The organism is Micromonospora sp. NPDC023644, from assembly GCF_040640115.1.
Taxonomy (GTDB): Bacteria; Actinomycetota; Actinomycetes; order Mycobacteriales; family Micromonosporaceae; genus Micromonospora.
In genome coordinates this window covers 1-7,432 of record NZ_JBFABA010000103.1, presented here as the reverse complement: position 1 = coordinate 7,432, position 7,432 = coordinate 1, and the positions used below count along the sequence as shown (strand labels likewise).

Here is a 7,432-nt window from a genome sequence, read left to right as displayed (position 1 = left end):
GGAGGGTCGGCGGGTGGAATCGTTTGTGCCGCTCGCGGAGCGGATCGTCGACGCGTTGCTCCAGAGCCGTCCGAGTGCGGTGGCGGCGCGGCACAAGGCGGTGCGGAAGGCCGCGGCGTCCGGGTGGCGGTCGGCCGGGCGGGGGGCGGTCGCCCGGCGCAGCACGGCCGCCACCCGGGGCGGCACGCCCTCCCGCAGCCGGGTCGTCCCGCCCGGGTGCGGCCGACCGCCCGCCCCGTGCTCCCCGTCCGCGCCGAGGAGCCGGAGGCCGAGCCGGCCCAGGCCGTACACGTCGGCGCGGGTGTCGACGACGGCGAGCGGGTCGTCCTGCTCCGGGGCCATGTAGCCGGGGGTGCCGGCGCGGGCGGTGAGACCGGAGGCGGCGGCGAGGGCCTTGGCCAGCCCGAGGTCGGCGATCAGCACGCGCTCGCCGTCCGGGCCGGACCGGAACAGGACGTTGCCCGGCGTCAGGTCGCGGTGCACCACGCCGTGGCGGTGCAGGACGGCGACCCCGGCGGCGATCTCGGCCAGCAGATCCAGGGCGGCGGGCGGGGGGACCGGGCCGGCCGCCAGCCGGTCGCGCAGGCTGCCGCCGTCGGCCCAGGCCATGACCGAGTACGGCCGGCCGTCGGCCAGCTCGCCGGCCGCGTGGACGCGGATCAGCCGCTCGTCGTCGAGCCGGCGCAGCAGGCGGGCCTCGTCGAGGAACCGCTCCCGCACCCGCAGGTCGTGGTGCCAGTTCTCGGCCAGCACCTTGATCGCCACCCGGGAGTCGAGCACCGGGTCGTGGCCCAGCCAGACGGTCGCGAACGACCCCGTGCCCAGCAGCCGCTCGATCCGGTAGGGCCCGATCCGCTCCGGACTGGTCACCGCACCACCCCCGACACCGGCACCGCCGGCCGCCGTTCCGCCTCGACAGTAGACGCCGCGTCGGGCCGGGGGGAGCCCTCGGCACCGCGACGGACCGGCCGCAGGCGCATCGGTCGGGAACCCGACGAACCGATCCGGTCGGCGGGGCGACCAAGAGGACAAGGACACCCGAACCGCTGAGAAGGAGATCCCCGTGCACCGTCTCTCGTACACCGTCGTCACCGCCCTGCTGGCCACGGCCGGGCTCGTGCCGCTCACCGTGGCGGCTCCGGCCACCGCCGCGCCCCGGCCGGCCGTCGCCGCCGGGCACCTTCCCGACCGGTCCGGCGGCCACCCCGGCGCGGCGCCCGGCGCCGTCGACCGGGACGAGGCCCGGGTCATCAGCGTCCGGGGCGCCGGGCCGTTCCGGATCGGGGCCGACCTGGCGCGCCTGTCGGCGGCCGGGCTCATCGACTGGGTGGCTCCCGACTGCGACGGCGTGGTCCACGCCGGCGTCACCGGGGCCTGGGCGGGCAAGATCCTGCTGGCCTTCCGCGACGGGCGGCTGGTGGAGGTGGGCACCGCCACCGCGCCGCCCCGCACGCCCGCCGGCGCGGGGGTGGGCATGTCCTTCGCCGCCCTCGAGGAGCTCTACGGCCCGCGTGGCTCGATGATCCGCAACGACGCGGGCGACGCCTCGGCGTACCTGGTGCGCGTCGGCTCCCGGGTGGAGCTGTTCACCGGTCACCCGATCCGGCCGGGGGTGGGCTACCTCCAGGTCGGGCCGGCGTCGGTCGTCGAGCGCGGCTTCCGGGAGGGCCGGTCCTGCTGAGCGGTCGACCCCACGGCGGCGGACCCCTCCGAGGGTCCGCCGCCGTCCGTCTCGCCCGAACACACTGATGGCGGCCAGCACGATGATGTATCGCTGGACGATAGTGTGTGCCACACAGTATGGTGTGACGCATGGTGAGCGATGAGATCCTGCGAACGCACCTTCAGGAGTTGCGTCGGGGCACCGTGGTGGTGGCGAGCCTCGTCGCGCTGCGCCGCCCCGACTACGGCTACGCGTTGCTGCAACGCCTCGCCGACCACGGCTTTCCGGTCGACGCCAACACGCTCTACCCGCTGCTGCGGCGGCTGGAGGAGCAGGGGCTGCTGACCAGCGAGTGGAACACCGAGGAGAGCCGGCCGCGCAAGTTCTACCGGACCAGCGAGGAGGGCGAGTCGGTGCTGGGCCGGCTCCTCACCGACCTCGCCACAGTGCAGACCTCCCTGACCGGACTGATCGAAGGAGCCGACCGATGACCACCCTGACCGACCGATACCTCGCCGCGACCCTGCGCTCGGTGCCGGTCGCGCGCCGCGAGGAGATCGCCACCGAGCTGCGCGCCTCGATCGAGGACATGGTCGAGGGCCGCACGGCCGGTGGGCAGGACGCCACCACCGCCGAGCGGGAGGTGCTCACCGAGCTGGGCGACCCGGACAAGCTCGCCGCCCGCTACGCCGACCGCCGGTTGCAGCTCATCGGCCCGGCCTACTACCTGGCCTGGGCGCGGCTGATGAAGCTGCTGCTCAGCTTCATCCCGGCCCTGGTCGGCGTGCTGGCCGGCCTGCTCAGGGTCGCCGACGGCGGCGACGTGGGTGCGGGGATCGGCACGGGCATCTCCGCCGCCATCCAGGTGGCCGTCCAGATCGCCTTCTGGGTGACCGCGGTCTTCGCGGTGCTGGAGCGCACCAAGATCCCCCTGCACCTGCCCGCGTGGAGCGTCGACCAGCTCCCGGAGGACACGGCCGGCCGGCAGATCACCCTGGCCGACATCGCCGCCTCGGTCACCTTCCTGGCACTGGTCATCGCCTACCTGCCGATGCAGCACTTCCGGTCGTTCGTGCCCACCGACGGCGACGACAACCTGCCGGTCCTCGATCCGGCGCTGTGGAGCTTCTGGCTGCCGTTCCTGATCGTGGTGCTGGTGGCCACGATCGGCCTGGAGTTCGCCAAGTACCGGGCCGGGCGCTGGACCTGGCCGCTGGTCGCGGTGAACGCGGTGCTCGACCTGGCGTTCGCGGTGCCGGTGGTCTGGCTGATGTCGACCGACCGGCTGCTCAACCCCGACCTCGTGGCCCGCTTCGACTGGCTCGGCGAGGGCGACAACCTGAACCTGGTGGCGACCGCGGTGATCGCCGGCACCGTGCTGGTGACGCTCTGGGACATCCTCGACAGCGCCGTCAAGGCGTGGCGCAACCGCACCTGATCCACCACCGCCACGGCCCGGCACGCCACGCGTGCCGGGCCGTCGCGCGTGCCGGCGCCGGCACGCGCGGGGGTAGCAGCGCGCCGGGGCGGGCCACCCGCCCGGGCCGGGCTCCCGCCCGGCGGCGACCGGCGGGATGAGATCCTGACCTGGATGAACACCGTGACGGACGACGACTGGCGGCGGCCGGGGCCGACCCCGGAACAGCGGCGGTTCGACGTCTACGTCGGGCTGGCGGCGACCCTCCTGGCGCTGGTCAGCCTCACCCTGGCCCGCAGCACCGGGGCGTTCCTGCTGGGGCCGCCGCCGTCCGGGCCCGAGCAGGTCTTCTGGACCGTCGCGTTGACGCTGCCGCTGATCTGGCGGCGCCGGTTCCCCGCCGCCGTCACCGTGGTCGTCTCGATCGGCTTCATCGCCGCCCAGGCGCGCTCCGCCCCGGAGACGCAGCTCGCCTCGTGGGGGCTCTTCGCGGCCCTCTACTCCCTCGGCGCGTGGGGCCCCGACCGCCGGCTGGCCCGGCGGCTGCGCATCGGCGTCATCGCCACCATGTTCATCTGGCTGGGCGCGTACTACGCCCTCACGATCGACAGCATCCCGGCGGACGCGTTCGCCCGCGCGGTCGGGCCCGTGCCCCCGGTGCTCGCGGCGATGGTGAACGGGGTGCTGGTCAACGGGCTCTTCTTCGGGTTCGCGTACTTCTTCGGGCAGACCGCGTGGCTGGCCGCCCGGCGTCAGCACGAGGTGCAGGCGCGGGCCGAGGAGCTGCGCCGCTCGCAGGCCGAGATCCGCGAGCACGCGGTGGTGGGTGAACGGCTCCGCATCGCCCGGGAACTGCACGACGTGGTCGCCCACCACGTGTCGGTGATGGGGGTGCAGGCGTCCGCCGCCCGCCGGGTGTTCGACAAGGACCCGGTCAAGGCCCGCGCCGCGCTGAGCGCGATCGAGGAGACCGCCCGCACGGCCGTCGACGAGCTGCGCCGGATGCTCGGCCTGCTCCGCGCCCGCGACGGCGGCCCGGAGCGCGCGGAGCAGCCGGGTCCCGCCGGGATCGACCAGGTCGCGGCCGTGGTCGAGCGCGCCCGCGAGGCCGGGCTGCGGGCCACCATGGGGGTGTACGGGGATCCGGCGCCGCTGCCCGACTCGGTCTCCCAGGCGGCGTACCGGGTGGCCCAGGAGGCCGTGACGAACGCGCTCAAGCACGCCGCCGGCGCGACCGCGCTCGACGTGCGGATCCGCTACCTGGCACACGAGGTGGAGGTCGACGTGACCGATGACGGACGGGCCACCCGCCCGGCGAACGCCGACGGGCTCGGCCTGGTCGGGATGCGCGAGCGGGTCGCCACCCACGGCGGCGAGCTGGAGGTCGGCCCCCGGGCCGCCGGCGGCTGGCGGGTCCGGGCCCGGTTCCCGCTGCCGCTGCCGGTGGGGCGGCCGGCGTGAGCGCCGACCAGGAGGTGCCCGGGGTCGACCGTCCGGTCCGGGTGCTGCTCGCCGACGACCAGCACCTCGTCCGCACCGGCTTCCGGGTCATCCTGGAGGTGGAGGACGACATCGAGGTGGTCGGGGAGGCCGCCGACGGCGAGCGCGCCGCCAGCATGACCCGGGCGCTGCGGCCGGACGTGGTGCTGATGGACGTGGAGATGCCCGGGGTCGACGGGCTGGAGGCCACCCGGCGGATCACCGCCGAGGAGGACAGGCCGGGCGGGCCGGCCGTGCTGATCCTCACCACCTTCGACCGGGACGACTACCTGTTCGCCGCGCTGCGCGCCGGGGCCAGCGGCTTCCTGCTCAAGAACGGCACCCCGGAGGCCCTGATCGAGGCGATCCGGGTGCTCGCCCGGGGTGACGGCCTGCTCGCCCCGGAACTCACCCGGCGGGTGATCGCCACCTTCGCCCGCCCCGGGGAGCCCGTCACGCGGGGCGGCCCGGGGACGGCTCCCGAGGCGGCGCTGCGGGACCTCACCCCCCGCGAGCGGGAGGTCCTGGTCCTGGTCGCCGGCGGCGCCAGCAACGCCGAGATCGCCGCCGAGCTGCACCTGGGCGAGGCGACGGTGAAGACGCACGTCAGTCGGGTGCTCGCGAAGCTGGGCCTACGCGACCGGGTGCAGGCGGTGGTCTTCGCGTACGAGCACGAGGTGGTGCGCCCCGGCCGCTGACCGGTCTCCGCCACGAGGGGGACGGCGCGCTCGATCTCGGGACGGACGGCGGGCGGCGGCCGACGATCTAGCGTGAACGCCGTGACCAACGTGCTCCGCCTCGACGGCGTCGACCGCAGCTTCGGCGACCGGCGGGTGCTCCAGAACGTGTCCTTCGACGTGGCCGCCGGCCGGATGACCGGCTTCGTGGGCGGCAACGGCGCCGGCAAGACCACCACCATGCGGATCATCCTCGGGGTGCTCGCCCCGGACGGCGGCGAGATCACCTGGCAGGGGGCGCCGCTGACCAGGCAGGCCCGCCAGCGCTTCGGCTACATGCCGGAGGAGCGCGGCCTCTACCCGAAGATGAGCGTCCGGGAGCAGGTGACCTACCTGGGCCGGCTGCACGGGATGACCGCCGACGCCGCGCGGCGCAACACGGACGCGCTGCTGGAGCGGGTCGGGCTCGCCGAGCGCGGCGACGACCTGCTGGAGACGCTGTCGCTGGGCAACCAGCAGCGCGCGCAGATCGCCGCCGCCCTGGTGCACGACCCCGAGGTGCTCGTGCTCGACGAGCCGTTCTCCGGGCTCGACCCGCTGGCCGTGGACACGGTCGTGGCGGTCCTGCGGGAGCGGGCCGCCGCGGGCGCGCCGGTGCTGTTCTCCAGCCACCAGCTGGACGTCGTCGAGCGGCTCTGCGACGACCTGGTGATCATCGGCGGCGGCGTGATCCGGGCCGCCGGCAGCCGGGAGGAGCTGCGCGCGACGTACACCGTGCCCCGGTACGAGCTGGTGGTGCAGACCGACGCCGGCTGGCTGCGGGACCAGCCCGGCGTGACCCTGGTCGACCTGGACGGCGCGCGCGCCGTGTTCGACCTCGCGCCCGGCGCGGACGAGCAGCCGGTGCTGCACGCGGCGCTGGCCCGCGGCCCGGTCCGCGCGTTCCGCCCGGTCAGCCCGTCCCTCACCGAGATCTTCCGAGAGGTCGCCCAGTGAACACCACGCAGGCCACCCGGCTGGTCGCCGCCCGGGAGATCCGGGTCAAGCTGCGCGACCGCACCTTCCTGTTCAGCACCCTGTTCTTCCTGCTGATCGCCGCCGCCGCGACCATCCTGCCACCGCTGCTCTCCGGCGGCCCGTCGAGCGTGGCGGTGACCGCGGCGGCGGCCGGCCCGCTGCGCGAGGCGGGGCTCGAGGTGCGGACGGTCCCCGACGACCGCGCCGCCGAGCAGGCCGTACGCGACGGCGACGTCGACGCCGCGGTGGTCTCCGGACCGGCGGTGCTGGCCATGGACGAGGCCCCCGACGACGTGGTGGCGGCGCTGAGCACCCAGCCCGCCGTCCGGCTGCTGGACCCCGACGCGGTGGACCCGGTGGTGGCCTTCCTGGTGCCGTTCGCCTTCGCGTTCATCTTCTTCATCACCTCGCAGACCTTCGGCGTGCAGATCGCCCAGAGCATCGTCGAGGAGAAGCAGACCCGGATCGTGGAGATCCTGGTGGCCGCGGTGCCGGTGCGGGCGTTGCTGGCCGGCAAGATGATCGCCGGCACGGTGCTGGCCCTCGGGCAGATCGCCCTCGTCGCCCTGGTCGCCCTGATCGGGGTGCAGTTCGGCGACAGCGGCGGGCTGCTCTCGCTGCTGGCCCCGGCGATCGGCTGGTTCCTGCCGTTCTTCCTGCTCGGCTTCGTGCTGGTCGCGGCCATGTGGGCGGCGGCCGGGGCGCTGGTGAACCGCCAGGAGGACATCGCGGGCGTGTCGACGCCGGTGCAGCTCGCGGTCATGCTGCCGTTCTTCGCGGTGATCTTCCTGAACGACAACGCGACGGCCATGCGGGTGCTGTCCTACCTGCCGTTCTCCGCGCCGACGGCCATGCCGTTGCGGCTGTTCACCGGGGACGCGGCCGGCTGGGAGCCGCTGGTGTCCCTGGTCCTGCTGCTGGTCGCGGCCGCCGCGTTCGTGGCCGCCGGGGCCCGGGTGTACGAGGGTTCGCTGCTGCGCACCAACGGCCGCACCTCGGTCCGGGCGGCGTGGCGCTCGCGCGAGACGCTGGGCTGAGCGGCGTCGCCCGGCACGCCCCCGGCGTGCCGGGCGACATCGCGGCCCCGGGCGACATCGCGGCCCCGGGCGACATCGCGGCCCCGGGCGACATCGCGGCCCCGGGCGACATCGCGGCCCCGGGCGACATCGCGGCCCCGGG

At 75.1% G+C, this 7,432-nt stretch carries 8 protein-coding genes; 7 read left to right on the top strand and 1 reads right to left on the bottom strand.

Annotated features, from left to right (window positions below):
• Positions 1-870, bottom strand: an 870-nt coding sequence (locus AB0G08_RS29955; RefSeq protein WP_358094276.1) for a serine/threonine-protein kinase, incomplete at its 3' end; no start/stop codon positions are given.
• 193 nt (positions 871-1,063) lie between these two features.
• Between AB0G08_RS29955 and AB0G08_RS29950 the strand changes: the two genes are divergently transcribed.
• The 7 genes from AB0G08_RS29950 to AB0G08_RS29920 all read left to right on the top strand — a co-directional run bounded on the left by AB0G08_RS29950 (position 1,064) and on the right by AB0G08_RS29920 (position 7,290).
• Complete coding sequence (locus AB0G08_RS29950; protein ID WP_358094273.1) at positions 1,064-1,681, top strand: hypothetical protein; 618 nt, start codon at positions 1,064-1,066, stop codon at positions 1,679-1,681.
• 131 nt (positions 1,682-1,812) lie between these two features.
• Positions 1,813-2,154 carry a PadR family transcriptional regulator gene (locus AB0G08_RS29945; RefSeq protein ID WP_357876920.1) on the top strand — a complete coding sequence of 114 codons (342 nt, stop codon included), beginning with the start codon at positions 1,813-1,815 and terminating at the stop codon, positions 2,152-2,154.
• Positions 2,151-3,101, top strand: a complete 951-nt coding sequence (locus tag AB0G08_RS29940; protein ID WP_358094271.1) for a permease prefix domain 1-containing protein — start codon at positions 2,151-2,153, stop codon at positions 3,099-3,101. Before AB0G08_RS29945 ends, AB0G08_RS29940 begins: the two co-directional genes overlap by 4 nt.
• 153 nt (positions 3,102-3,254) lie before the next feature.
• Complete coding sequence (locus AB0G08_RS29935) at positions 3,255-4,541, top strand: sensor histidine kinase (protein ID WP_358094269.1); 1,287 nt, start codon at positions 3,255-3,257, stop codon at positions 4,539-4,541.
• 14 nt (positions 4,542-4,555) lie between these two features.
• Positions 4,556-5,257, top strand: a complete 702-nt coding sequence (locus AB0G08_RS29930; protein WP_358094279.1) for a response regulator transcription factor — start codon at positions 4,556-4,558, stop codon at positions 5,255-5,257.
• A gap of 81 nt (positions 5,258-5,338) precedes the next feature.
• The gene (locus tag AB0G08_RS29925) at positions 5,339-6,232 is read left to right on the top strand and encodes an ATP-binding cassette domain-containing protein (protein ID WP_358094266.1); all 894 of its coding nucleotides are present in this window, start codon (positions 5,339-5,341) and stop codon (positions 6,230-6,232) included.
• On the top strand, positions 6,229-7,290 hold the full coding sequence (locus AB0G08_RS29920) for an ABC transporter permease (protein WP_358094263.1): 1,062 nt from the start codon (positions 6,229-6,231) through the stop codon (positions 7,288-7,290). The genes AB0G08_RS29925 and AB0G08_RS29920 overlap by 4 nt, the downstream gene beginning before the upstream one ends.
• The last annotated feature ends 142 nt before the right edge of the window (positions 7,291-7,432 follow it).

Excerpts from the sequence above, each read along its gene's own strand:
- AB0G08_RS29935 (WP_358094269.1), top strand. The coding sequence starts at position 3,255 with ATGAACACCGTGACGGACGACGACTGGCGGCGGCCGGGGCCGACCCCG.
- AB0G08_RS29940 (WP_358094271.1), top strand. The coding sequence starts at position 2,151 with ATGACCACCCTGACCGACCGATACCTCGCCGCGACCCTGCGCTCGGTG.
- AB0G08_RS29945 (WP_357876920.1), top strand. The coding sequence starts at position 1,813 with ATGGTGAGCGATGAGATCCTGCGAACGCACCTTCAGGAGTTGCGTCGG.